The 26,608-nt window shown below is 64.2% G+C and carries 19 protein-coding genes; 11 read left to right on the plus strand and 8 right to left on the minus strand.

Annotation, left to right across the window (positions count from 1 at the left end; genetic code table 11):
* Positions 1 to 55 precede the first annotated feature (55 nt).
* Positions 56 to 958 (minus strand): EamA family transporter, encoded by a 903-nt coding sequence (locus FJ414_RS26525; protein ID WP_140647331.1) that lies wholly within the window; start codon positions 956 to 958, stop codon positions 56 to 58.
* A 278-nt stretch (positions 959 to 1,236) separates the two neighbouring features.
* Here FJ414_RS26525 and FJ414_RS26530 point away from each other — a divergent pair, with 278 nt between their 5' ends.
* The 3 genes from FJ414_RS26530 (at position 1,237) to FJ414_RS26540 (ending at position 4,819) form a co-directional block, all read left to right on the plus strand.
* Positions 1,237 to 2,229 carry an adenosine kinase gene (locus FJ414_RS26530; RefSeq protein WP_140647332.1) on the plus strand — a complete coding sequence of 331 codons (993 nt, stop codon included), beginning with the start codon at positions 1,237 to 1,239 and terminating at the stop codon, positions 2,227 to 2,229.
* Between the two features lie 414 nt (positions 2,230 to 2,643).
* Positions 2,644 to 3,354 (plus strand): antitoxin Xre/MbcA/ParS toxin-binding domain-containing protein, encoded by a 711-nt coding sequence (locus FJ414_RS26535; RefSeq protein ID WP_140647333.1) that lies wholly within the window; start codon positions 2,644 to 2,646, stop codon positions 3,352 to 3,354.
* Between the two features lie 361 nt (positions 3,355 to 3,715).
* A complete protein-coding gene (locus FJ414_RS26540; protein ID WP_140647334.1) occupies positions 3,716 to 4,819 on the plus strand; it encodes a porin in 1,104 nt (367 codons plus the stop codon).
* A 93-nt stretch (positions 4,820 to 4,912) separates the two neighbouring features.
* Here FJ414_RS26540 and FJ414_RS26545 read toward each other — a convergent pair whose 3' ends face one another.
* Together FJ414_RS26545 and FJ414_RS26550 are read right to left on the minus strand one after the other, a co-directional pair.
* Positions 4,913 to 7,192, minus strand: coding sequence for an NADP-dependent malic enzyme (locus FJ414_RS26545; protein WP_140647335.1), 2,280 nt, complete (start codon positions 7,190 to 7,192; stop codon positions 4,913 to 4,915).
* Positions 7,193 to 7,293: 101 nt separating this feature from the next.
* Entirely contained in the window at positions 7,294 to 8,475 is a 1,182-nt protein-coding gene (locus FJ414_RS26550; RefSeq protein WP_140647336.1) for a glycosyltransferase, read from the minus strand.
* A 151-nt stretch (positions 8,476 to 8,626) separates the two neighbouring features.
* Between FJ414_RS26550 and mutS the strand changes: the two genes are divergently transcribed.
* The 3 genes from mutS (at position 8,627) to FJ414_RS26565 (ending at position 12,612) form a co-directional block, all read left to right on the plus strand.
* Complete coding sequence (mutS, locus tag FJ414_RS26555; protein ID WP_140647337.1) at positions 8,627 to 11,365, plus strand: DNA mismatch repair protein MutS; 2,739 nt, start codon at positions 8,627 to 8,629, stop codon at positions 11,363 to 11,365.
* 90 nt (positions 11,366 to 11,455) lie between these two features.
* Positions 11,456 to 11,920: a nuclear transport factor 2 family protein gene (locus FJ414_RS26560; protein ID WP_140647338.1), complete on the plus strand. Its 465-nt coding sequence runs from the start codon at positions 11,456 to 11,458 to the stop codon at positions 11,918 to 11,920.
* Between the two features lie 122 nt (positions 11,921 to 12,042).
* Positions 12,043 to 12,612 (plus strand): TetR/AcrR family transcriptional regulator, encoded by a 570-nt coding sequence (locus FJ414_RS26565; RefSeq protein WP_140647339.1) that lies wholly within the window; start codon positions 12,043 to 12,045, stop codon positions 12,610 to 12,612.
* A gap of 383 nt (positions 12,613 to 12,995) precedes the next feature.
* Here FJ414_RS26565 and FJ414_RS26570 read toward each other — a convergent pair whose 3' ends face one another.
* The 3 genes from FJ414_RS26570 to FJ414_RS26580 form a co-directional block, all read right to left on the minus strand.
* Complete coding sequence (locus tag FJ414_RS26570) at positions 12,996 to 13,856, minus strand: aldo/keto reductase (RefSeq protein WP_140647340.1); 861 nt, start codon at positions 13,854 to 13,856, stop codon at positions 12,996 to 12,998.
* A gap of 105 nt (positions 13,857 to 13,961) precedes the next feature.
* On the minus strand, positions 13,962 to 14,351 hold the full coding sequence (locus tag FJ414_RS26575; RefSeq protein WP_140647341.1) for a DUF305 domain-containing protein: 390 nt from the start codon (positions 14,349 to 14,351) through the stop codon (positions 13,962 to 13,964).
* Between the two features lie 41 nt (positions 14,352 to 14,392).
* On the minus strand, positions 14,393 to 16,897 hold the full coding sequence (locus FJ414_RS26580) for a heavy metal translocating P-type ATPase (RefSeq protein WP_140647342.1): 2,505 nt from the start codon (positions 16,895 to 16,897) through the stop codon (positions 14,393 to 14,395).
* A 185-nt stretch (positions 16,898 to 17,082) separates the two neighbouring features.
* Here FJ414_RS26580 and FJ414_RS26585 point away from each other — a divergent pair, with 185 nt between their 5' ends.
* Positions 17,083 to 19,884 (plus strand): [protein-PII] uridylyltransferase, encoded by a 2,802-nt coding sequence (locus tag FJ414_RS26585; RefSeq protein ID WP_140647343.1) that lies wholly within the window; start codon positions 17,083 to 17,085, stop codon positions 19,882 to 19,884.
* 40 nt (positions 19,885 to 19,924) lie between these two features.
* On the plus strand, positions 19,925 to 21,532 hold the full coding sequence (murJ, locus tag FJ414_RS26590) for a murein biosynthesis integral membrane protein MurJ (protein ID WP_140647344.1): 1,608 nt from the start codon (positions 19,925 to 19,927) through the stop codon (positions 21,530 to 21,532).
* On the opposite strand, the gene FJ414_RS26595 is transcribed toward murJ, so the two are convergent.
* A complete protein-coding gene (locus tag FJ414_RS26595; protein ID WP_140647345.1) occupies positions 21,507 to 21,911 on the minus strand; it encodes a type II toxin-antitoxin system VapC family toxin in 405 nt (134 codons plus the stop codon). The genes murJ and FJ414_RS26595 overlap by 26 nt on opposite strands.
* Positions 21,911 to 22,156: a type II toxin-antitoxin system VapB family antitoxin gene (locus tag FJ414_RS26600; protein ID WP_095766111.1), complete on the minus strand. Its 246-nt coding sequence runs from the start codon at positions 22,154 to 22,156 to the stop codon at positions 21,911 to 21,913. Before FJ414_RS26600 ends, FJ414_RS26595 begins: the two co-directional genes overlap by 1 nt.
* A gap of 234 nt (positions 22,157 to 22,390) precedes the next feature.
* Between FJ414_RS26600 and trpS the strand changes: the two genes are divergently transcribed.
* The 3 genes from trpS to FJ414_RS26615 all read left to right on the plus strand — a co-directional run bounded on the left by trpS (position 22,391) and on the right by FJ414_RS26615 (position 26,504).
* The gene (gene trpS / locus FJ414_RS26605) at positions 22,391 to 23,458 is read left to right on the plus strand and encodes a tryptophan--tRNA ligase (RefSeq protein ID WP_140647346.1); all 1,068 of its coding nucleotides are present in this window, start codon (positions 22,391 to 22,393) and stop codon (positions 23,456 to 23,458) included.
* A 102-nt stretch (positions 23,459 to 23,560) separates the two neighbouring features.
* Positions 23,561 to 24,052: a universal stress protein gene (locus tag FJ414_RS26610; protein ID WP_140647347.1), complete on the plus strand. Its 492-nt coding sequence runs from the start codon at positions 23,561 to 23,563 to the stop codon at positions 24,050 to 24,052.
* A gap of 151 nt (positions 24,053 to 24,203) precedes the next feature.
* Positions 24,204 to 26,504, plus strand: a complete 2,301-nt coding sequence (locus tag FJ414_RS26615; protein WP_140647348.1) for a glycogen debranching N-terminal domain-containing protein — start codon at positions 24,204 to 24,206, stop codon at positions 26,502 to 26,504.
* Positions 26,505 to 26,608: the final 104 nt, after the last annotated feature.

A 26,608-nucleotide genomic window follows, 5' to 3' on the forward strand; every position in this document is an offset into this window, starting at 1 on the left:
GTCTCGAAGCGTCTCGCTTGGCCCAAAACCGCTTCACACTTTTGGGCGACATGCATTATCGCGCGAGCCTGGCCTGCCTGGCCGGAATCGTCATTGCCGCGACGCCTGCAACGACGAAGGCCATGCCGACCCAGGCCGCTGGTCCGAGGCTTTCGCCGAGGACGATGGCGCCGATGCCGACGCCGATCGGCACGCGCAGATAGGCCTGGGAGGTGGTGCCGACCGAGCCCAGCGTGTGGATCAGCCGGAAATAGATGACGAAGGCCAGCGCCGTTGAAAAGACCGACAGTCCAAGCAGGGCCAGGATCGACGCGGCCGAAGGCGCGAGCGTCCAGGGCCGGTCGACGATCAGGCTGAGCGGCACGAGCATCACGGCGCCGCAAAGCATCGAACCCGCGGCGGGTATCATCGGATCGAGGCCCTTGAAGCCGCGGCCGAAAATCGCCGCCCCGGCATAGGAGATCGTCGCAATGACAATTGCAAGCTGTGCCCACAGTTCATGGCCAAGTCCGCCAAGCGCCTCCGTGCCGATGATGAGACAGATGCCGACGATGCCGGCGCCGACACCGACCAGCTTGCGCGCCGTGACGGGCTCATGGCGCGTGACCAATGCCGTCAGCAGGAAGGTGAAGATCGGCGACGTCGAATTGAGGATGGTGGCAAGGCCGGCATCGACCGAGCGCTCGGCGGCGGCGATCAGCGTGAACGGCACGACGCTGTTGAGGCAGGCCTGGAAGGCGAACCGGCGCCATGTCGGCGCGTCGGCGGGCATGGCGAGGCCGCGCCAGCGGATGATGGCGAAGAGAATAGCCCCGGCGATCAGCGTCCGGGCGGCGATGAAGGTCACGGGCGGGATCGTCTCGACGCCGATCTTGATGAAGGTATACGAAGCGCCCCACAGCACTGCCAAGACGCCGAGCAGCGCCAGGTCGGTGGACATTTCGGTCTTCTCGGACATTCGTGGTTCGCGCCCTTCAGCTTGTCGCCGGAACGATCCGCTTCTAACCCGCGACGCCGCGGAAATGTTTAGATCGCGGTGAAACCATAGCTGTCAGGGTCGTGACTGTTGTGGGCCAGTTCGATACGAACGCTGCCGCAGCCGGCGAACAATCGGCTCCGGGGGCGGCGTCACGGAAGGCAATGGCGATTTTCAGGGTAGGCAAAGCGGCGCCAACTCGCTAGACCCGCGCCCGGCCGGCATGCCAGATAGCCGGGCAGTCCTTGGCGGAGATTTTGATGCCGGAATATGACGTGCTTTGCATCGGCAATGCCATTGTCGACATCATCGCGCAATGCGACGAAGCTTTTCTCGAGACCAACGGCATCATCAAGGGGGCGATGAACCTCATCGACGCCAGGCGCGCCGAATTGCTTTACAGCCGCATGGGACCAGCGATCGAAGCTTCCGGCGGCAGCGCCGGCAACACGGCGGCTGGTGTCGCCAGCCTCGGCGGACGGGCAGCCTTCTTCGGCAAGGTGTCGAACGACGCACTGGGCGAAATCTACACGCACGACATCCATGCCCAGGGCGTGGCCTTCGATACCGGGCCGCTCGAGGGCGAACCGCCGACGGCGCGCTCGATGATCTTCGTCACGCCCGACGGCGAGCGTTCGATGAACACCTATCTCGGCGCGTGCGTCGAACTTGGCCCCGAGGATGTCGAGGCCGACAAGGCCTCCGGCTCCAAGGTGACCTATTTCGAAGGCTATCTGTGGGATCCGCCGCGCGCCAAGGAGGCTATCCGCCAGACGGCGAAGCTGGCGCATGCGGCCGGCCGCGAAGTGTCGATGACATTGTCGGATTCCTTCTGCGTCGACCGCTACCGCGACGAATTCCTCGAGCTGATGCGTTCGGGCACCGTCGACATCGTCTTTGCCAACAGCCACGAGATCAAGTCGCTATACCAGACCGCCTCCTTCGAGGAGGCGCTCGCCGCCATCCGCAAGGATTGCAGAATAGCCGCCGTCACCCGTTCTGAAAAAGGCTCGGTGATCGTGCGCGGCGACGAGACCGTCATCATCCAGGCGACGAAGATCAAGGAACTGGTCGACACGACCGGCGCCGGCGATCTCTACGCCGCTGGCTTCCTCTACGGCTACACGACCGGGCGCAGCCTCAAGGATTGCGGCGACCTCGGCTCGCTGGCGGCCGGGCTGGTGATCCAGCAGATCGGCCCGCGCCCGCGCCAGAACCTGCGCCGCGAGGCCGAGCAAGCAGGGCTTCTCTAATCGGCCTACGGATGGGCTTGGTGTGTTCGCTGTAGCCTTCCGTCGAAAATCGTGCCGAAACAAAGAGATAGAGCAGATCATCGCTCCCGCGAAACGATGATCCGCTCTTGAACATCCTGACAAAGCAGTGACGGCTTTCGGTCCCGCAATTGCGTGGGAACAGATGCCGTTGCGTCATCGCCGGCTGCCTCCAAACAGGGCCGGCTGTCGCGGACCTGTCACGTTGGACTTCTAAGATGCAAAATGAGGCGTTCCGCGACTGACATTTCGGCACGCCAAACCAGGGGTGTGAAGATGCAAACCAGCAAGTTGCCGGGCCGCGAGGCCCGTTGCCGTCGCATATTTTATTTTCCGCGATAGAATTTTCAGCAACCGCCGGCGCCTGGGGAGGAGCGCGGGCCGCAAGACAGATTCATGACCAGATTCCAGAACCCGTCCGACGGGATTTCACAAGAGGCATTGGCGGGCCTTATGGCCGAAGCCGTGCGACAGGCGCTGATGCAGCATGGCGTCATGCTGGACGCCGAGGCGCTGACTTCGGCAAGCAAGATCGCCGGCCATGTGGCTGCCGCCCTCCCCTTCCTGCCGCCGGCGCAGCGCCTTGCCATCGGCTCCTTCAAGGGCGAGTGGACCGACCTTGCGTCCGACTTTCTTCGTGTGATGACGGGGAAGGCAACGAGCGACGGCGCGGCCATATCCGACCGCGCCTTCGAGCGCTCGCCGCCGAAGTCGGAGACAGGGAGGCCGACGCCCCAGCCGATCGCCAAGCGAGCCGCGGACCTCCAATCCATGCTGATCGAGGATTGGGCCGGCGAGGTCGCCGGCTCGACCTATCTGGAAGAGAGGCTTCGTATCCCGCGCTCCACGCTGCATCGCTGGCAAAGACGCGGTGAGGTCGTTGCCCTGCGCAAGGGCGGCCGCAAACATGTCTTCCCCTTGGCCCAGTTCATCGACGGCAGGCCGGTCCCGGGGATCAGCGAGGTGCTTTCGGCGATCGCCAATCCGAGGCTTGCCTGGTTTTGGCTGAGCCGGCCGTCGCCGGAGTTGAATGGCCGCGTTCCCATCGAGATGTTGAGGGATGACATGGTCGAGGACGTGGTACGCGCAGCCCGCGGACTGTCCTGACCCGGAGTCTTTTTTCCGCGTTCGCCTGCTCCTTTTAGCCGGCAAATCTTTCGTCACAAAACTGTAATATTGGCACATTTGGCACGTTTCCACGTCCTTCTTCGCGTTTCGATTGTATAGATTGTGCAATATGTTCCATTTTTACAAATATATGACGTGATATTTGGGCAACAAGACCTTCATAAGATTCAAAAAGCCGCCTTTCAGACACAATCTCTGTTGTACGTGACGACCGATTAAGCCATGTCCAAGGTGAAGAAGCGGCGCCGGTGCGCGACTTTTTCAACGATGGGGACGGGGGTGGCAAAAGCCGAACGGCATGTCAGGCCTGTCTTGAACCTTTGACTGGAGATTCAAGAAAATGAACATCAAGAGCCTTCTTCTCGGCTCCGCTGCGGCGCTGATCGCAGTTTCGGGCGCGCGCGCCGCCGACGCGGTGACCATCGCCGAGCCGGAACCGGCCGAATACGTCAAGATCTGCGACGTCTATGGCGCCGGCTACTTCTACATCCCCGGCACCGAGACCTGCCTGCGCGTCGGCGGCTACATCCGCTATGACGCCGGCTTCGGCGATCCCGGCACCCTCGACGGCCGCAAGACGACCGACGTCATAGACCGCGATTCGCAGAACAGCTGGAACAAGAATGCCCGTTTCGCGCTGAGGACCTGGACCGGCCAGGAGACCGAGCTCGGCACGTTGAAGACCTATACCGAGACCCGCTTCAACTTCAAGAACGGCGCGTCGGCGGTGAACCTGGAATTCGGCTGGGTCCAGCTCGGCGGCCTGCGCGTCGGTGTGGATGAGACGCCTTACGACCAGTTCATCGGCTATGCCGGCAACGTGGTGCAGGACACGATCATCCCGTACGGCATCAAGGTCACCAACGTCGTCAGCTACTATTTCGACGCCGGCAGCGGCTTCTCGGGCGTGGTCTCGCTCGAAGAAGGTGCGGACACTGGCGGCATCCTCGGCTTGATCGACAGCTATGTCCCGCATGTCGTCGGCGGCCTGAAGTACAAGGGCGACTGGGGTGCGATCACCGGCGTCGTCGCCTATGACAGCAACTACGAGGAAGTGGCCGGCAAGGTTCGCCTGGACGTCAACGTCACCAAGGAGCTGTCGCTGTTCATCATGGGCGGCTACGGCACCGACGACAATCTGGTCGAGCACGGTAGCGGGCGCGGCTTCTACAAGCCCTGGGGCGGCAACTGGGCCGTCTGGGGCGGCGGCACTTACAAGTTCAACCCGAAGACCGCCTTCAACCTCCAGGTCTCGGCCGACGACGCCAAGAACTTCGCCGTCGCGGCAAACGTGGCCTACACGCTCGTTCCGGGCTTCACGGTCACGACCGAAGTCAACTACTACCACGACGGCAAGTTCGGTCAGGCCGACGACTACAACTTCACCAAGGCCGACAAGGAAAACAGCTGGGGCGGTATCGTCCGTTTCCAGCGCAACTTCTGATCGAACGCAAAGATCACAAAGGAAAGGCCCGCGGCATCGCCGCGGGCCTTTTGCTTTGGCGCAGATAAAAGAAACGGTCGAGCTACTACCGTGTCAGTTCCCCGCCGTATAGGCGGCGATCGCCGCCATGTTCACGATGTCCGAGTCCTTGGCGTTGAGCGAGACGATCTGGACCGGCTTGTTGAGGCCGACCAGCAACGGGCCGATGACGGTCGAGCCGCCGAGTTCCTGGAGCATCTTGGTCGAGATCGAGGCCGAGTGGAATGCCGGCATGATCAGCACATTGGCCGGGCCGGTCAGCCGGATGAACGGATATTGCGCCATGGCGCGCGGGTTCAGCGCGACGTCCGCTGCCATCTCGCCGTCATATTCGAAATCGACGCGGCGCTTGTCGAGGATGCGCACCGCCTCCTGCACGCGCTCGGAACGTTCTCCCTGTGGATGGCCGAAGGTGGAATAGGCAAGCATGGCGAGCCTCGGCTCGTAGCCCATGCGGCGGGCGAAGCCGGCCGCCTCCTCGGCGATGTCGGCGATCTGTTCGGCGTTCGGCATGTCGTGCACGGCGGTGTCGGCGACCAGCACCGTCCTGCCCCGCGCCAGCACGATCGACACGCCGATGACGCGGTGGCCGGGCTTGGCGTCGATGATGCGGCGCACGTCGTCAAGCGCGGTCGAATAGTTGCGGGTGACGCCGGTGACGATGCCGTCGGCATCGCCCAACGCCACCATGCAGGCGGCGAAATGGTTGCGGTCGTTGTTGATCAGGCGCTGGCAGTCGCGGAACAGGAAGCCCTTCCGCTGCATGCGCTCGTAGAGATAGTCGGTGTAGATGCCGTTGCGGCGCGACAGCCTGGCGTTGATGATCTCCAGGCCCGGCTTGTTCAGGTCGATGCCGGCATTGCGGGCATTGTCCTTGATGACGTCGTCGCGGCCGAGCAGGATCGCCGTGCCGAGCCTCTGGTTCACATAGGAGACGGCGGCGCGCATCACCTGCTCCTCCTCGCCCTCGGCGAAGACGATGCGCTTGGGCTGGCGGCGCACGCGGTCGTAGATGCGCTGCAAGGTCGAGGCGATAGGATCGCGGCGGGCGGACAGTTCCTGCGCGTAGCGGTCGAGATCGAGGATCGGCTTGCGGGCGACGCCGGATTCCATCGCCGCCTTCGCCACCGCCAGCGGGATCGCCGAGATCAGGCGCGGATCGAACGGCACCGGGATGATGTAGTTGGGGCCGAATTTCGGACGGTTGCCCTGATAGGCGGCGGCGACATCATCCGGCACATCCTGGCGCGCCAGTTCGGCCAACGCCCGGGCCGCGGCGATCTTCATCTCGTCGTTGATGGTGGTGGCGCGCACATCGAGCGCTCCCCGGAAGATATAGGGAAAGCCCAGCACATTGTTGACCTGGTTGGGATAGTCCGAGCGGCCCGTTGCCATGATGGCGTCGGTGCGGATCTCGGCCACTTCCTCCGGCGTGATCTCCGGGTCGGGATTGGCCATGGCGAAGATGATCGGGTTCTTCGCCATCGACTGCACCATGGCGGTGGTGAGTGCCCCCTTGGCGGACAGGCCGAGGAAGACATCGGCGCCGTCCAGCGCCTCGGCCAGGCTGCGCGCCTCGGTCTTGACCGCGTGCGCCGACTTCCACTGGTTCATGCCTTCGGTGCGGCCCTGGAAGACTACGCCCTTGGTGTCGCACAGGATGATGTTTTCCGGCGCAAAACCCATCGCCTTCATCAGTTCGATGCAGGCGATGCCGGCGGCGCCCGCGCCGTTGCAGACCATCTTCGTGGTCTTCATGTCGCGGCCGGTGATCTCCAGCGCGTTGATCAGGCCGGCGGCCGAGATGATTGCCGTGCCGTGCTGGTCGTCATGGAAGACGGGGATGTCCATCAACTCGCGCAGCCGCTGCTCGATGATGAAGCATTCTGGCGCCTTGATGTCCTCGAGATTGATGCCGCCGAAAGAGGGGCCGAGGAAGCGTACGCAGTTGATGAACTCGTCGGCATCCTCGGTCGCCACTTCAAGGTCGATGGAATCGACATCGGCGAAACGCTTGAACAGCACCGCCTTGCCTTCCATGACCGGCTTCGAGGCCAGCGCGCCGAGATTGCCGAGACCGAGAATGGCGGTGCCGTTCGAGATGACGGCGACCATATTGCCGCGCGTCGTATAATCGAAGGCGCGGCTCGGATCCTCGGCGATGGCACGCACGGGAACGGCGACGCCAGGCGAATAGGCGAGGCTCAGATCGCGTTGCGTCGCCATCGGCTTGGTGGCGACGATCTCCAGCTTGCCGGGCCGTCCCATGGCGTGGAATTCCAGCGCCTCCTCTGGACTGACGGAGGGGCCGCTGCTTTCGGTTTTCCTGGCCATGATGCTTTTGATTTCCTCGCCTTCGCGCACCCTTGAGGCAGGTGCGTGTTTATGTGTCTTGGGATTAAGGCTACACGGCAGCGCTGTAAACGGCCAAGCGGTCAGGCGCGGTCCGGTTCGCCGACGAGCGCGGCAATTTCCCGCACGGTGGCCCAGCGCATCAAGCCCTCGGTGCCTGAGAACGGCCACGTCTCCAGCGGGGGAGCGCTGCTGCCCTTGCGCCGCAGAAGCGCCGACAGGAACGCGGTGAGTTCCTGCCGCTGGGCGCGGACCTTTTCCAGCGTCCTGCCGCGGATTTCCTCGCGCGGCATGGCGCGATCCCGAAGCCGCTCGACGGCGCGGCGAATGGCCGTCGGCTCCGGATCGACGATCAGGCAATAGTCCGGATCGAAATAGACGTCGCGCCCGCCGAGGCTCGGCGTGCTGACGATCGGCAACCCGGCCATCAGATATTCCATGCTGGAATACATCGCCCCTTCCACGGCGGACAGGCACAGCCCGACGGCGGCCTGGTTGTAGACCTGGTTGACCTCGGCGGAGGTCAGCCGGCCGGGCAGACCGTCCACGATCGGATTGGCGATGCGATGGCGCGGCGATTGCGCCTGGAGGCGGCGAATGAAGGCGCGGGCGGCGGGCGGCGTCAATTCGCCGATCGAATAGGTGACGTGGACAAGCCGATCGATCTCGAAGGCAAGATAGTGGCGTTTCATCGGCGAGATGCGGCCATTGTAGACGGCATCGAACTCGACCGGCACATCCGGCAGCGGCCTGAAGACATCTTCCGATATCATCAGATTGTGATTGGAGAACATGGCTTTGCCGCCGACCGCGGCGATGAGACGGCGCTCTTCCTCGTTGTTGCAGAGGAAGATCACCTCATGAAGACGAAAACGCGCCGCATACCAGGCAAGATCACGGCCCATCTGGGCGACGACGGCAGGCCTCTCCATCGTCCACATCGGCATCAGCAGAAAGGTGGCGCGCCGCGCGGCAAGGCGCCGGCCGATGGCTGCCAGCGGATGCAGGGGACGGGGTCCGCCGATCGGGATATAGAGCACCAGCGGGTCGCGGCTGAATATGTGAGCCGACATCTCGATGCCGCCGTCGAGATCGGACAAGGGACCGCGCGCCGGCAGAATATAGGGAAAGCGCTTGCGCGCCGAAACCCTGAGCTTGTTCGCGGTTCGATGGGCGCGCCGCGTCGCCAGCAGCCAGAGGCGCTCGGCGGCCGAGCCGACCGGGCCGACCATCTCGTCGAAAGTCTCCTGCTTGTCCTGATCCACGAGTCCCCCGCCGCCCTTTCCCCAAGGGAACCATAGAGTGCCAGGCCGGCCCGGCGCAACCAGGCGCGTCACAGCAGGCCGCCGCCAGTCTTCCCCTGCTTTTCGCGTCGCCGGCATTAAACCGGGCTGCCACTTCTGCTAGCGTTGCCGCATGAATATGCACATGCCCGCTGATACCGACGCCCAGGAGACGACGACGCCTGCGCCCGCCACGAGCGGCGTCACGCCGATGATGGAGCAATTCATCGAGATCAAGGCGGCGAACCCGGATTCGCTGCTGTTCTACCGCATGGGCGATTTCTACGAGCTGTTCTTCGACGACGCGGAGAAGGCGAGCCAGGCCCTGGGCATCGTTTTGACCAAGCGCGGCAAGCACCAGGGCCACGACATCCCGATGTGCGGCGTGCCGGTGCATGCGGCGGACGACTATCTGCAGAAGCTGATCGCGCAAGGTTTTCGCGTTGCCGTCTGCGAGCAGATCGAGGACCCGGCCGAAGCCAAGAAACGCGGCTCCAAATCGGTGGTGCGCCGCGACGTGGTGCGGCTGGTCACGCCAGGCACCATCACCGAGGACAAGCTGCTGGCACCCTCGGAATCGAGCTTCCTGATGGCGCTCGGCCGCGTCAAGGGGGGCGGCGCGGCCAGTCAGGCGAATTTCGCACTGGCCTGGATCGACATTTCGACCGGCGCCTTCCGCGTCGCCGAGACGAGCGCCGAGCGACTGCTTGCCGACATCTTCCGCGTCGACCCGCGCGAGCTGATCGTCGCCGAGCCGGTTTTCCACGATCCGGAGCTCAGGCCGGTGTTCGACGTGCTGGGCCGGGTCGCCAGCCCGCAGCCGCCTTCGCTGTTCGATTCGGCTTCGGCCACAAGCCGCATCGCGCGCTTCTTCGAGGTCGCGACGCCGGACAGTTTCGGCACGTTTTCGCGCGCCGAGCTGTCGGCGATCTCGGGCGCCATAGCCTATGTCGAAAAAACGCAGAAGGCCGAGCGGCCGCCGCTGTCGCGACCCGAGCGCGAGGAGCAGGGCTCGACGCTGTTCATCGATCCGGCGACGCGCGCCAATCTGGAATTGCTGCGCACGCTGTCGGGCAGCCGCGACGGCTCGCTTTTCAAGGCGATCGACCGCACCGTGACGGGCGGCGGCGCGCGATTGCTGGCCGACCGGCTGATGGCGCCGCTGACCGATCCGGCGACGATCGCGGCGCGACTGGATTCGGTCTCCTTTTTCCGCTCCGAGGCGCGGCTTTGCCAGGGTTTGCGGGCGAGCCTGAAAGGCGTCGCCGACATGCCGCGAGCGCTCTCCCGTCTGGCGCTCAACCGCGGCGGGCCGCGCGATCTCGGCGCACTGCGCGCCGGCTTCGAGGCGGCCGGCGCGATCGCCGAATTGTTCGCGGCGGCCGCCTTGCCCGCCGAGCTCACCGCCGCGCTTGCCGCGATCCGAGCCTTGCCAGCGGCGCTCGCCCGTCACCTCAGCGAAGCGCTCGACGACGAGCTGCCGCTGATCAAGCGTGACGGCGGCTTCGTTCGGTCGAGCTACAATGCCGAACTCGACGAGATGCGGGCATTGCGCGACGAATCGCGAAAAGTGATCGCCGGGTTGGAGCGGTCGCTGATCGAGGAGACCGGCATCCGCTCGCTGAAGATCCGGCACAACAATGTGCTCGGCTACTACATCGAGGTCACCGCCAACCATCACGCGCTCATGACCGGCAGCGACGCCGCCAAGGCGCGCTTCATCCATCGCCAGACCATGGCCAACGCCATGCGCTTCACCACAACCGAACTGGCGGAGCTGGAATCGAAGATCGCCAATGCCGCCGACAAGGCACTGAGCATCGAGCTCGCGACATTCGACCGGCTGGCGGCCGAAGTGGTGAGCGAGGCTGACAAGATCCGCGCCGGCGCCGAGGCGCTGGCCGTGCTCGACGTGTCGGCGGCGCTGGCGCTGCTCTCCGAAAGCGAAGACTGGTGCAGGCCCACGGTCGATGCCAGCCTCGCCTTCGAGATTTCCGGCGGGCGACATCCGGTGGTCGAACAGGCGCTCAGGCGCTCAGGCGAAGGCCCGTTTGTCGCCAATGATTGCGACCTCTCGCCCGACGGCGGCGCCAAGGCCGGCGCGATCTGGCTGCTTACCGGCCCCAATATGGGCGGCAAATCGACGTTCCTCAGGCAGAATGCGCTGATCGCCATCCTCGCCCAGACCGGCTCCTTCGTACCGGCGCAAAGCGCCCATATCGGCGTCGTCGACCGGCTGTTCTCGCGCGTCGGCGCCTCGGACGATCTGGCGCGGGGACGTTCGACCTTCATGGTCGAGATGGTCGAGACGGCGGCGATCCTCAACCAGGCGGGCGAGCGGGCGCTGGTCATCCTCGACGAGATCGGTCGCGGCACCGCGACCTTCGACGGGTTGTCGATCGCCTGGGCGGCGGTGGAATATCTGCACGAGAAGAACCGCTGCCGGGCGATCTTCGCCACGCATTTCCATGAGATGACGGCGCTAGCCGGCAAATTGCTCCGGCTTCACAACGTCACCATGCGGGTCAAGGAATGGGAAGGCGACGTCGTCTTTCTGCACGAGGTCGGCAAGGGCGCGGCCGACCGTTCCTACGGCGTGCAGGTGGCACGGCTGGCCGGCCTGCCGGAAGCGGTCGTCGCCCGCGCCAAGGAAGTGCTGCACCAACTCGAAGAGGGCGAAGTCTCGGGCAAGACAAATCGGCTCGTCGACGATTTGCCGCTGTTTTCTGTGGCGGTGAAGCGCGAAGCCCCGAAACCGGCGAAAAGCGATGCGCTCGACGACGCGCTCGGCGCCATCAATCCCGACGAGATGACGCCGCGCGAGGCGCTGGAGGCGCTCTACCGGCTGAAGGGGCTGGCGACAAAGCGATAGCACCTGTCCCGCTCGTCACTCTGGCCATTGACTCATTGTACCGATCGGTACAATGTCGGTTATCGACGATCGAAACCGACAGGAGATCTCATGAGCCGTCCGCCATTGCCGCCCTTCACGGCCGAGACAGCGGCGCAAAAGGCGCGCCTTGCCGAGGACGCCTGGAACAGCCGCGATCCTGAGCGGGTCTCGCTCGCCTACACTGAGGACAGCAGCTGGCGGAATCGGGCCGAATTCGTGTCCGGCCGCGGCGAAATCGTCGATTTCCTCAAGCGCAAATGGTCGCGCGAGCTGGACTATCGCCTGATCAAGGAGGTCTGGACCTGGAACGAAAACCGCATCGCGGTGCGCTTCGCCTATGAATGGCGCGACGACAGCGGGCATTGGTTCCGCTCCTACGGCAACGAGAATTGGGAGTTCGACGAAGCCGGGCTGATGCGCCGGCGCGTGGCGAGCATCAACGATCTGCCGATCACCGAAAGCGAGCGGAAGTATCATTGGCCGCTCGGCCGCCGGCCGGACGACCATCCCGGCCTTTCGGAACTCGGGCTCTAGAGCATGATGCCGAAAAGTGTGAAGCGGTTTTCGGGCGACATCATGCTCTATCTCTTTGATGTAGAGCCGGATGATTTCAGGTCGATTCGACCTGCAATCATCCGGCTCTAGGGGGCGAATGGATGCGGCGCATCGCGCCAGACCGCGATCAGCTGCTGGGGGTCGTTGCGGAAGTTTTCCGCGAGCATGGCTACGAGGGCGCCAGCCTGTCCTTGATCGGCGAGGCGACAGGGCTCGGCAAAGGAAGCCTCTACCACTTCTTCCCCGGCGGCAAGGAGGAGATGGCGAGGGCTGTCATTGCCCATATCGACGGCTGGTTCGAGGACAATGTCTTCGCGCCGTTGCGCGACAGCACCGATCCGCTGGCAGGGATCGAACGGATGCTCGCGGCGACGGACAGCTATTTCCGCTCGGGACGGCGCGTTTGCCTGATCGGCGCCTTCGCGCTGGATGAATCGCGCGACCTGTTCGCCGACCAGATAAGAGACTATTTCGGCCGATGGGTCACGCATCTCGCCGATGCGCTGGCGCGATCCGGGCACCGACCGGGCGAGGCCAGCGAGTTGGCCGAGGAAGCCGTCGCCGCCATTCAGGGCGCGCTCACGCTGGCCCGCGCCGCCAATGACCTCGATGTGTTTTCAAGGGCATTGCGGCGACTGCGCACGCGGCTTGGGATTCCGGCCAAGGTCTAGGGCGGATCCTCCCAGGGATTTTGAAGGGTTGCCGTTTGCCCTGGTGCAAGATTTTCCGTTGATTTGCGTGAAATCAGCAAACGCCGGGGTTTGGTTGACACCGTCCCAGCCTCGTCATTCTATGGCGGAGCAAGGAGCGAAGCGACGCGGCGCAGACCATAGATCCATTCCGTGACGTGAGAGCGCCGCTCACGGTGCAGAACTTCTACTCCGCTGCATTCTTCGGCTGAGGTACCGGCATGGATTCTAGGGTCTTCGCGACGGAGCTTCGCTCCTGCTCCGCCCTAGAATGACGATCGCGATGGGCGTTTCGGCCAATCTCCAAGGTATGCCGTCTGCGAACGCAAACAGAGGTGACCGATCAAAATGCCTGTTCAAGGGAACTAGATCATTTCCAGCCCACGCTTACGCGTCGGCGGCGGGAAGGCGCGGTCGAGATCGGCGAAATCCTGCGGCGTCAGCTTGATGTCAAGCGCGGCGGCGTTCTGGCGCACGTGCTCCTGGCGACCGGCCTTCGGGATGGCGATGACGCCGTCCTGCATCATCACCCAGGCAAGCGCGATCTGCGCGGCGGTGGCGTTGTGGCGGGCAGCGACGATTTCCAGCCGGGTATTGTGAGCCAGCGCGCCCTGCTCGACCGGCGAATAGGCCATCAGCGGTATGCCGCGCTCCGCGCACCAGGGGGCCAGATCGAATTCGGGGCCGCGCCGCGACAGGTTGTAGAGCACCTGATTGGTCTGGACGTCGCCGCCATGGTCCAAGCCGACCAGTTCCTCCATCTCGTCGGTGTCGAAATTGCTGACGCCCCAGTGGCGGATCTTGCCTTCCGTTTTCAGCGCCTCGAACGCCTCCACGGTTTCCGAAAGCGGCACGCTGCCCGGCCAATGCAGCAGATAGAGATCGATGCGGTCGGTGGCGAGCCGCTTCAGGCTGTTCTCGCAGGCGCGCTTCACGCCGGCGCGCGAGGCGTTGGAGGGCAGCACCTTGGAGACCAGGAAGGTCTCGTCGCGGCGCCCGACGATGGCCTCAGCCACCACTTCCTCGGCGCCGCCGCTGGCATACATCTCCGCCGTGTCGATGAGCGTGATGCCGAGGTCGAGCCCCAGCTGCAGCGCCGCCACCTCATCGGCGCGGCGCCGTCGATCCTCGCCCATTTTCCATGTGCCTTGGCCGAGCACCGGAATGGCTTCGCCGGACGGCAGCTTCAGGGTTCTGATCGACGAGCGGTTGATTGACGGGGGCATGGCTTTCTCCGCGTGAGGCCGGATCGCAGCACAGCCGTGGCCGGAAATCCAGATCGAAGGTTCGTGGCCGCCTGGATACCTGGCTGCCCGGATTTCCCGCAGCGGCTACTTCGCCGGATGCTTGGCGAGCCAGTCCTGCATCTGCTTGATCTCGGCTTCCTGCGCCGTGACGACGCCTTCGGCGAGCTTGCGGATTTCCGGATCCTTGCCGTTGGCGATCACGACCTTGGCCATGTCGATGGCGCCCTGATGATGCGGGATCATGCCGCGGACGAAATCGACATCGGCATTGCCGGTGTATTTGATCATCATGTCCTTGTGCATCTTCTTCATCGCGGCCTCGTAGCCGACGGTGGCCGGGCTCTGGGCACCCATCGCCATCTTGGACATGTTATGCTTCATCTCTTCCGACGAAGCCGGCACGCTCTCGAGGAAGACGGCAAGCAGCATTCCAGCGGCCATCAGCAGCAGCACGATTTTCTTGGCCAAGGTCATTCAGGTCTCCTTCTGTTGGATAGCGTATCTGGGGGCTTTGCTCACAGTTTCAATGTTCTCAGCCGCAAGGCATTGGCGATGACCGACACCGACGACAGGCTCATTGCCGCCGCCGCGAGCATCGGCGACAGCAGCGTGCCGGTGAGCGGATAAAGGACGCCGGCCGCGACCGGCACGCCAAGCACGTTGTAGAGCAAGGCGAAAAACAGGTTCTGGCGGATATTGCCGATCGTCGCCTGAGCCAGCGTACGTGCCCTCACAATGCCGTTGAGGTCGCCCTTGATCAGCGTGATGCCGGCGCTTTCGACCGCGACATCGGCGCCGGTGCCCATGGCGATACCGACATCGGCACTGGCCAGCGCCGGCGCGTCATTGACGCCGTCGCCGGCCATGGCGACGGCGGCACCCTTGGCACGCAATTCCTCGACCAGCGCGCCCTTCTCGTCCGGCAGCAGCCCGGCGCGGACCTCGTCGATGCCGAGCCTGCCGGCGATCGCTTTTGCCGTGCGCTCGTTGTCGCCAGTGGCCATGATGATGCGCAGGCCCTTGTCATGCAGGGCCTTGATCGCTTCGGCCGTCGTCGCCTTAACGGGGTCGGCGACAGCGACGATGCCGGCGAACCTGCCGTCGAAGGCCACGAACATGGCCGTTTTCCCGTCGGCCTGCACCGCTTCGGCATTGGCCGCCGAAGTTCCGACGCCGAGGTCCGCCATCATCGCCGCATTGCCGAGCGCGACCTTCCTGCCCGAAACCGTGCCCGAAACGCCCTTGCCGGTGATGGCTTCGAAATCGACCGCGTCGGCCAGCTTCAGACCGCGCGCGGCGGCGCCCTCGACGATCGCCTCGGCCAGCGGATGCTCGGAGCCCTTTTCGAGCGCGGCGGCGAGGCCCAGCAGCTCGTTCTCGTCGATGCCGTCGGCCGCAACGACATCGGTAAGCCGCGGCTTGCCCTCGGTCAGCGTGCCGGTCTTGTCGACGATCAGCGTATCGACCGAGGCAAAACGCTCCAACGCCGCCGCTTCCTTGATCAGCACGCCGGCATGCGCGCCGCGTCCGGTCGCGGTCATGATCGACATCGGTGTCGCAAGGCCGAGCGCGCAGGGACAGGCGATGATCAGCACCGACACCGCCGAGACAATGGCGAAGATCAAGCTCGGTTCGGGACCGAGGATCGCCCAGGCGATGAAGGCCAGGGTCGCCACCAGCACGACGGCGGGGACGAAATAGAAGGACACGCGGTCGGCGAGACCCTGGATCGGCGCGCGCGAGCGCTGCGCCTTGGCGACCAGCTCGACGATGCGCGACAGCGTGGTCTCGGCGCCGACTTTTTCGGCGCGCATGACCAGCGAACCGTTCTTGTTCAGCGTGCCGCCGGTGAGCGTGTCGCCTTCCGTTTTTTCGATCGGTGGCGGTTCGCCGGTGATCATGGATTCGTCGATCGCCGAGCGTCCCTCCAGCACCGTGCCGTCGACCGGTACGGCGTCGCCGGGGCGGATGCGCAGCTTGTCTCCGGTCTTGACGCTGTCGAGCGGCACGTCCGTCTCGGAGCCGTCGGCGCCGATCAGCCGCGCAGTCTTCGGCGCGAGGTCGAGCAGCGCGCGAATGGCCGAGCCGGTGCGCTCGCGGGCCCTGAGTTCCAGCACCTGCCCCAGAAACACCAGCGCGACGATCACGGCGGCGGCCTCGAAATAGACCGGCACGGCGCCGTCATGACCGCGGAACTGATGCGGGAAGACGTCCGGGACCAATGTCGCGACCAAGCTGAAGAGATAGGCAGCACCGACGCCCAGCGAAATCAGCGTCCACATATTGGGGCTGCGGTTCAGGATCGACTCCCAGCCGCGATGGAAGAACGGAAACGCCGCCCACAGCACCACCGGGCTCGCCAGCGCCAGCTCGACCCAGGTCTTGGCGCGGCCGTCGACGAGGTTTTCGAAGCTGAAGCCCAGCATCGGCGCCATGGCGATGGTCAGGAGGGGCACGGAGAGCGCCGCGCTGACCCAGAACCGGCGGGTGAAGTCGACGAGCTCGGGATTCGGGCCTTCCTCGCCGGTCGGCACGCCCATCGGCTCCAGCGCCATGCCGCAGATCGGGCAGGAGCCGGGCTTGTCGCGGACGATCTCGGGATGCATCGGGCAGGTGTACTGCGTGCCCTTCGGCATCGGCTGAGGCTCGGGCCGGCCGGCGAGGTATTTTGCCGGCTCGGCTTCGAACTTGGCCTTGCAGCCGGCGGAGCAGAAATAGAAGCCCTGGCCTTCGTGGCGAACGAAGTGCTTCGCGCTCGCGCGGTCGACATTCATGCCGCAGACGGGGTCGGTGGCGGAAAGATATGCTTCCGGCTCGGCCTGGAATTTCGTGCGGCAGCGTTCGCTGCAGAAATGAAACGTCCGGCCGCCATGCTCGGCCGTCGGCTTGCCGGCCGCCGGATCGACCGTCATGCCGCAGACAGGATCGCGAATCACCGCTTCGGCGTCGGGCGCGGCATCCTTCGCGGAGCAGCAGCCGCCGCCATGCGCATGATGGCGTTGATGGTCGGAATGGGTCATGGCCAGGCCTCTGAATCTCGAACTTGAGGCGGAGGTAGTGCTTCCAGTAACTGGAAGGTCAAGGGGCGGTTTGGATTTTTCCGGCTATCGCCATCCGGCTTCGCGTGGCGTCCATCGCGCGCTGCCGGAAACGCGCCGCCCGCCCCATACACAGCGCCGCGAAAACAGGCTATAGACGCCGCCGAATGGCAAAGATCTCCCTGAAACTCGACGAAATCATCGATGGCAACGCCTTGCGCCGCGACTTGACCGCGCTGACGGCGGCAAGCGCCGGCGACGGTTCAGGACCGGCTGTTCGCACGGCCGTCCTCCAGCTGCTCAAGGCCAGGATGGCGGAAGGGCGAAAGATCGCCGAAGCCATGCTCAAGCAGGATGGCGGCGGCAATGCCTGCGCCGAACGGCTCTCCCATCTGATGGATGAGCTGATCCGGGCGCTCTATGATTTCGCCGCCACCCATGTCTACCGGGTCAAGAACCGGTCCGCGGCCGAGCGCATGGCGGTCGTTGCCGTCGGCGGCTACGGCCGCGGCACGCTGGCGCCGGGCTCCGACATAGACCTGCTTTTCCTGCTGCCCTACAAGCAGACCCCATGGGGCGAGCAGATCGTCGAATACATGCTCTACATGCTGTGGGACATGGGGCTGAAGGTCGGCCACGCCACCCGCAACATCGACGAGTGCCTCAGGCTCTCGCGCAGCGACATCACCATCCGCACCTCGATCCTGGAAGCGCGATTCCTGTGGGGCGAACACAAGCTCTATGACGAGCTGCTCACCCGCTTCGACCACGAAGTGGTGCGCACCACCGGGCCGGAATATGTGCAGGCCAAGCTTGCCGAGCGCGACGAGCGCCACGCCAAGGCCGGCGAAAGCCGCTACCTTGTCGAACCCAATGTCAAGGACGGCAAGGGCGGCCTGCGCGACCTGCAGACGCTGTTTTGGATCGGCAAATATTTCTATCGCGTGCGCACCGGCGAGGAGCTGGTCGAGAAGGGCGTCTTCACCGAGGCCGAATATCGCGAATTCCAGAAGGCCGAGGATTTCCTGTGGGCGGTGCGCTGCCACATGCATTTCCTCACAGGCAAGGCGGAGGAGCGGCTGCATTTCGACATCCAGCGCGAGATCGCCGAGCGTCTGGGCTATACGACGCATCCCGGCCTGTCGGCGGTCGAGCGCTTCATGAAACACTATTTCCTCGTCGCCAAGGATGTCGGTGACCTCACCCGCATCTTCTGCGCGGCGCTCGAGGAAGAGCAGGCCAAGCACGTGCCGGGCTTCAACCGCATCTTCCTCACCTTCTCGCGGCGCAAGCGCAAGCTTGCCGGCACCTCCGACTTCATCGTCGACAACCACCGCATCAACATCGCCGATGACAGCGTGTTCGAGCGCGATCCGGTCAACCTGCTCAGGCTGTTCTGGTTCGCCGACAAGCACGGGCTGGAGTTCCACCCCGACGCGCTGAAGCTGCTCACCCGCTCGCTCGGGCTCGTCAACAAGTCGCTCCGGCGCGACGAGGAAGCCAACCGGCTGTTCCTCGACATCCTGACCTCGGACCGCAATGCCGAGCTCAATCTCAGGCGCATGAACGAGGCGGGGCTGCTCGGCAGGCTGATCCCGGACTTCGGCAAGATCGTCGCCATGATGCAGTTCTCGATGTACCACCACTATACGGTGGACGAGCATCTGATCCGCTGCATCGGCGTGCTGGCCGAGATCGAGCGCGGCGACGGCGCGAAGGTGCATCCGCTGTCGCATACGCTGATGCCGGGACTGAAGAAGAGCCGCGAGGCACTCTATGTCGCCGTGCTTTTGCACGACATCGCCAAGGGCCGGCCGGAGGACCATTCGGAAGCCGGGGCCAGGATCGCGCGGCGCATCTGTCCGCATATGGGATTGTCGGCGGCCGACACCGAGACCGTCGCCTGGCTGGTCGAGAACCATCTCGTGATGTCGATGACGGCGCAGACGCGCGACCTCAACGACCGCAAGACGATCGAGGATTTCGCCTCCATCGTGCAGTCGGTCGAGCGGCTGAAGCTGCTTTTGATCCTCACCGTCTGCGACATCAGGGGCGTCGGGCCGGGCGTGTGGAATGGCTGGAAAGGCCAGCTGCTGCGCACACTCTATTTCGAGACGGAGCTGCTTTTGACCGGCGGCTTTTCCGAGGTGTCGCGCGCCGAGCGCACGACGGCGGCGCGCGAGCGGCTGGCCGAGGCGCTGGCGGCATGGCCGGCGAAGGAGCGCAAACGCTACGTCGCCCTGCACTACGAGAACTATCTGCTCACCGTCGATCTGCCCGACCAGTTGCGGCACGCCGAGTTCGTCCGCGAGGCGGATGCGGCAGGCAAGAAGCTCGCCACCATGGTCAAGACGCATGAGTTCGAAGCGGTGACCGAGATCACCGTGCTGGCGCCGGACCATCCGCGCCTGCTTTCGATCATCGCCGGGGCATGTGCCGCGGCCGGCGGCAACATCGTCGACGCGCAGATCTTCACCACCTCGGACGGGCGGGCGCTGGACTCGATCCTGATCTCGAGGGAATTCGACCTCGACGAGGACGAGCGCCGGCGCGCCGAGCGGGTCGGCCGGCTGATCGAGGACGTACTGTCCGGCAAGAGCTGGCTGCCCGAGATGATCGAGAAGCGCACCAAGCCGAAGCGCGGCGCCAAGGCTTTCAGGATTCCGCCCCGCGCCGAGATCCGAAACACGCTGTCGAACCGCTTTTCGGTGGTCGAGGTCGAGGGGCTGGACCGGCCGGGCCTGCTGTCCGAGATCACCGGGACGCTGTCGGACCTGTCGCTCGACATCGCCTCGGCGCATATCACCACCTTCGGCGAGAAGGTCATCGACACGTTTTACGTCACCGACCTGACCGGACTGAAGATCGACAGCCCGACGCGCACCGCCACCATCCACAAGCGGCTGATCGATACGCTCGAAGGCAATTCGTCCGAACGCAACGGCAAGGCCAAGGCAGCGGCCGAGTGACCATCCATTTGACGCAATTTTTCTGGCAGTCGTCCCCAGCATGAGCCTAGTCAAGAAATTCGCCACCGTCGCTTCCGGCACGCTGATGAGCCGCGCGCTGGGTTTCGGCCGTGAGATGCTGATGGCGGCGGCACTCGGCACCGGACCGGTCGCCGACGCCTTCAACGCCGCCTTCCAGTTTCCCAACACCTTCCGCCGGCTGTTTGCCGAGGGCGCCTTCAACGCCGCTTTCGTGCCGCTGTTCGCCAAGGAGATCGAGCAGCATGGCACCGAAGGCGCCAAGCGCTTTTCGGAGGAAGTGTTCGGTGTGCTGTTTTCGGCGCTTTTGGCACTGACAATCGCGATGGAACTGGCGATGCCGCTGATCGTGCGCTACCTGGTGGCGCCGGGCTTTGCCGACATTCCAGGCAAGTTCGAGACGACCGTCCGGCTTGCGACGATCATGTTCCCGTACCTGATCTGCATGTCGCTCGGCGCCATGATGGCCGGCATGCTGAACTCGCTGCGCCGCTATTTCGCGGCGGCGATCGCGCCCGCCTTCCTCAACATCATCCTGATCGGCGTGCTCGCCTATGCCTGGTATCACGGGCTGGACGCGCATGATGTCGGTTTCGGCTTGTCCTGGGGCGTGCTGGCGGCAGGCATCGTGCAGCTTGCCATCGTCTGGATAGCGGTGCGCAATGCCGGCATCTCGATCGGCTTCCGCTGGCCGAAGATGACGCCCAACGTCAAGAGGTTGCTGATCCTGGCGCTGCCGGCGGCGATCACCGGCGGCATCACCCAGATCAACCAGCTGATCGGCACGGCGATCGCCTCGGCGCAGAACAGCGCGGTGTCGTCGCTCGCCTATGCCGATCGCATCTACCAGCTGCCGCTAGGTGTTGTTGGCGTGGCCGTCGCCATCGTGCTGTTGCCGGAACTGTCGCGGGCGCTGAAATCGGGCAATCTGATCGAGGCCGCCAATCTGCAGAACCGCTCGGTCGAGTTCACCTTGTTCATGACCTTGCCGGCGGCAGCGGCGCTTTGGGTGATGTCGGAACCGATCGTGCGGCTGGTCTACGAGCGCGGCGCCTTCGCCGCCAACCACTCGACGCCGATCGTCGCCTCGATCCTGGCGATCTTCGGCCTCGGCCTGCCCGCCTTCGTTTTGATCAAGGCGTTCACGCCCGGCTATTTCGCACGCGAGGACACCCGGACCCCGATGATTTTTGCCGCCATCTCGGTCGGCGTGAATGTCGCCACGGCACTGAGCCTGTTCCCGTCGATGGGCGCACCGGGCATCGCGGTGGCCTCGGCCGTCGCCGGCTGGGTCAACGCGCTGATGCTGCTCGGCATGCTGATCAAACGCGGCCATTGGGGTCGCGACGTGCCGCTCTTGAGACGCATTCCCCGGCTGGTGCTTTCCGCCGTAATCATGGCCGTGGCGCTTTACTTCGCGGAGCGCCACTTTGCCACACAGATTGGGCCTGGCTCGCCGCTCGTGGTGAAGGCGACGACGGTGCTTGGCCTTGTCGCCGGGGGCGCCGCGCTCTACTTCATCGCCGCCTTCGGCACCGGCGGCGCCGATTTCGGCATGGTCCGGCGCAATGTGAAACGTCGTTCACCCAAGGCGCCACCACCCGTCAGGGAACAGTCTCCAGATCCGTGAGCCGGAATTCATTGGCCGTGGAAAGCATCGGAACGGCGTAGTATCGCGCGCAAGCGTAGTGGAAGCAGTCCGCCATGTTTAGGCGGACAGCATTGTTGCGAAACCGCGAAGCGGCCTCGATGGATAGGGATGTTGCCTCGGGTGCAGGCGGAAGCTCGCGCAAGGCAATGGCCCGCTCTTCTAGAAAGCGATCTACAATCTCCGCGCTTCTTGCGACCGGAATCGCCAGCTTTTCTGGTCGGGCGAGCGCCATCGCGGCCTCCCAAACGGCTATCGCCGACGTGAACGGTGCCGATGCCTCCATGACGGCCTGCGCGCATCGCTCGGCTTCCGTCTCGTTGCTCAGGATCGCGACGATGGCTGCTGCGTCGACAAACATCAGTCGTCGCCGGAAAGTTCATCATAAACGGACTGCGGCAACGGTTTGCGCGCTTGTTCGCTAAGCTTGATTCCAAACTCGGCTCGCAGTCGCGCCGCCGTTTCCAGTGGCGTCTCGCGATTGCGCCGCCGCTCCAGGGCCTCGCGCATGGCAATCACGATTGCCTCGGTGATGCCTACCCCTTCAGCTTTGGCGAAAGCGCGCGTCAGCCTGTCGGCTTCCTTGTTGTTGATGTTGATAGTCATCGCTACATTCCTTTATGTAGTTAGAAAGATGTAGCTTATGCGTGGCAATGTCAACGTACCGATGAGCCATACCAGCTCGGTCCGCGCCTCTTGATCGCGCGGCCGGCTTCGTCCATAAGCGCGCCGTCGCAAGACTTTCGCCGCGCGCGGTTTCCAGCCGTGTGATTGGCTCCAAAACGTCTGCAACTTTTTGGAATCACGCTTATACGGCCCTCCACAAGCCATGAGGAATTCATGTCCGCCTTCAAGCCACTCGTCTTTTCGGGCGTCCAGCCGACCGGCAACCTGCATCTCGGCAACTATCTCGGCGCCATCAAGAAATTCGTCGCCCTCCAGGAACAGTCCGACTGCATCTACTGCGTCGTCGACCTGCATTCGCTGACGGCGCAGCTGGTGCATCAGGACCTCGGCGACCAGACGCGGTCGATCACCGCGGCGTTCCTGGCCTCCGGCATCGACCCGAAGAAGCACATCGTCTTCAACCAGTCGCGGGTCATGCAGCACGCAGAGCTTGCCTGGATCTTCAACTGCGTGGCGCGCATCGGCTGGATGTACCGGATGACGCAGTTCAAGGACAAGGCCGGCAAGGACCGCGAGAACGCCTCGCTCGGCCTGCTCGCCTATCCGAGCCTGATGGCTGCCGACATCCTGCTCTATCGCGCCACCCATGTGCCGGTGGGCGAGGACCAGAAGCAGCATCTGGAGCTCACCCGCGACATCGCGCAGAAATTCAACAACGACTTCTCCGAGAAGATCGCCGCGCTCGGCGTCGGCGTCGAAATGCAGGTCGGCGAAGAGACGGTGAACGGTTACTTCCCGATCCCCGAGCCGGTGATCGGTGGTCCGGCGGCGCGCATCATGAGCCTGCGCGACGGCTCGAAGAAGATGTCGAAGTCGGATCCGTCGGATCTCTCGCGCATCAATTTGACCGACGACGCCGACGCCATCTCGAAGAAGATCCGCAAGGCCAAGACCGACCCGGAGGCCTTGCCGAGCGAGATCGAGGGGCTGGAAAGCCGGCCCGAGGCCGAAAACCTCGTCGGCATCTATGCCGGTCTCGCCGAGATCTCGAAGGAAGACGTGCTGAAGGAATATGGCGGTCAGCAATTCTCCGTGTTCAAGCCGGCTCTGGCCGACCTTGCCGTGGAGAAGCTGGCGCCGATCGCTTCCGAGATGCGCCGCATCGAGGGCGACCGCGCCTATGTCGACGCGGTGCTCAAGGACGGCGGCGACCGCGCCCGCGCCATCGCCGAGGGCACGATGAAGACGGTGCGTGACATTATCGGCCTGTTGCAGGACTGACCGACGAGTTGGTCCCATAGGACCATTGCCGCGCCAGCCGGCGGCTTGCCGCCGGTCGGCCGCAGTGGCAGATTGCGGCCGAACCATACCGAGCAGATAGACATGGTCTCCAAACGCCTCAGCCGCGAAGCCGGCCATCGCAGGAAATTCCTGACGATCATCGACGATACGCCGGAATGCGAGCGCGCAGTCGCCTATGCCTCGAAGCGGGCGCAAAGCACCAGCGGCGTGCTGGTGCTGCTCTATGTCATCGTGCCGGACGATTTTCAGCATTGGCTGGGGGTCGAGAAGATCATGCGCGAGGAAGCGAATGCGACGGCGCGCGCGGCGCTCGACGGCTATGCGAACAAGGTGCGCCAGAAGCTCGGCATCGAACCGGAGCTGGTCGTGCGCGAGGGCAAGCCCACGGAAGAAATCCACAAGCTGATCGAGGAAGACCAGGACATCGCCATCCTGGTGCTGGCAGCCGGCGCCGGCAAGGAAGGCCCTGGACCACTGGTCAGCGCGGTTGCCGGCCGGGGAGCGGCCTTCCCCATTCCAGTCACGGTGGTGCCGCAGAATCTGTCCGACGAAGAGATCGACAGCCTGGCCTGACTTGCGAGGGCCTTCTGGAAGGCGCCGGGCGTTCGAGGGGGCAGTCAGCCCGACGGCTCCAAGCCGACACAATCATGATACTTACCCTTGGCCGGCGATTGGGGCGCGCCATTTGGAATTGTCACTCGGGCGACATTCCAATGGAGGGCCGATGGCCAGATCGAAGCAAGGGGCAAGCCGGCATAGACAACCGAGCGCAAAAACCATGGGCGCCGGATCGTCGGCAAAGGCCCAGAAAAAAGCTCGACAAACGCCTCATGCGCAGCAGGAGCGCAAGCATCGGGTACTCACCAAGGGCCATCCGGCTATGGTCGACAGCATCGCCGGTGCGGTTACCGTCAAGAACCTCGATCTCTACTACGTCATCGCCGCAGATGCGCAGATACCCGTGCATGATGGACACGGCTTCGGGCTCTATTTTCACGACTGCCGGTTCATCGGGGGCTATCAGATGATCCTGGCCGGTCTGGCGCCAGTTGTCCTCGCCTCGACCGCGCAGAAGGGTTACACGGCACTCTTCGAGCTGACCAACCCAGACCTGCATTCCAAGCAGGGCCGGTTGATCCCCAAGGACGAACTCGGCATCCGTTGGGAGCGTATTCTGGATGCCGGACAGACATGCGCAAGGGAAGTCCTGACTATCCAGAATCTAGGGCACGAGGCGCACGACTTTCCACTGACCCTGCAATTCGGCGCCGGCTTCGAGGACATTTTCAATGTCCGCGGGCTGGTGGAACAAAATCTCGGCAAGGCTGAACGGCCTGTCTGGCGGGACGGGCGATTGCATTTCGCATATAGAGGTGCCGACCGGCTCCGCAGGACGGCAACGATTGCGTTCTCGCCACGGCCGGACGTCACGCATAAAACGGCAGCCGAATTCCAAATCGACGTGGCGCCAAGTGGCACACGAAATATCGCAGTCACGATCGAACTCAAGGAACAGCCGGAAGACGCCGAGGCCGAGCAACCGAGTCAGAATCCCGCAGCCACGCTCGGCGATCTTGCCGGCCGACTCCAGACAGACTCTGAAGGTTGGCTGGAACAGCATACGAAATTCGACAGCGACAGCCTTCTCCTCAATGGCATCATGGAGAGATCCCTGCGCGATGTCGCGATGCTGCGCTCGGCATTGGGCAGCCGTGAATACTTTGCCGCCGGCGTCCCCTGGTATGTTGCCCTGTTCGGCCGCGACAGCCTGATCGTCGCGTTGGAGATGCTGGCCTTTCACCCAGAGATCGCCGCGCAGACGCTCCGCCTGCTCGCCAGCTACCAGGGAAATCGGACGGATCGCTGGCGCGAGGAGCAGCCAGGCAAGATCCTGCACGAACTGCGCGTCGGCGAGCTTGCGCGCGCCGGCGATGTCCCCCATGCCCGATTCTACGGCACGGTGGACGCTACGCCCCTGTTCCTGCTGCTTCTCGGCCGCCATGCCGCCTGGGCCGGCGATCTCGGCCTGTTCCGCGAATTGCAGGCGCCGGTGGAAAAGGCATTGGATTGGATCGCCAGGGCCGGAGACGACCGTGGCGAGGGCTATCTGAAGTACCGGAGCAGGTCCACAGAGGGTCTCGTCAACCAGGGATGGAAGGATTCGGGCGACGCGATCGTGAGAGCCGATGGCGACCTCGCCAAGCCGCCGATCGCCCTCGTCGAGGTGCAGGGCTACGTCTTTGCCGCCAAACGGGCCATCGCCGACCTTTATGATCGCAACGGCGAAGCTGATCGCGCAAGTCAGCTCCGCCAGGAGGCCGACAGGCTTCGAATACACTTCAATCGCGACTTCTGGTGCGAGGACCAAGGGATCTTCGCCCTTGCCCTGGAAGCAAGGAGCCGCCGGGTCGCGGTCGTTTCCTCGAACCCCGGTCATGCGCTGTGGTGCGGTATCGCGGACCGCGACAAGGGTCGCCGGTCGGTAGCGCGGCTGATGCGGGAAGACATGTTCAACGGCTGGGGCGTGCGCACGCTCGCCACCTCGGAGCGGCGCTACAATCCTGTCGGCTACCATCTCGGAACCGTCTGGCCACACGACAATGCGCTGGTGGCGGCCGGCTGCCGGGAATATGGCGAGGATGAAGCGGCGCTGCGCATTTTCACCGGGATCGCCGAGGCTGCGATGCACTTTCGCCATCACAGGCTGCCAGAAGCGATGGCGGGCTTTCCGCGAGCGGATTTCCAGGTGCCGGTGCATTATCCGGTGGCTTGTCACCCGCAGGCCTGGGCGGCCGGAACAGCGCCCTTCCTGCTGACGGTCTGCCTTGGCCTGGAACCCGACGGGTTCGCGAACAAGCTGCGGATCGTGCGGCCGCGGATGCCCGGTTTCGTGAACCGTATCGCACTTCGCGGATTGCGTGTCGGCAAGGGCAGCGCCGATCTCGAATTCAGGCGGACGGATGATGGAGCCGAAGTCGATGTCCTGCAGACGAGTGGACAATTGATCGTCGAAGTTGGAGGATGAGAACTGCTGCGGTCCGGACACCCGCCATGGCAAAAACATTCCGCCAGCCAGCCGTTCGGGCGACGCGTTTCGCTTGAATGTCCAGCCGATAGAGCCTATTTAGA

Source organism: Mesorhizobium sp. B3-1-6 (genome assembly GCF_006439555.1).
Lineage (GTDB): Bacteria > Pseudomonadota > Alphaproteobacteria > Rhizobiales > Rhizobiaceae > Mesorhizobium.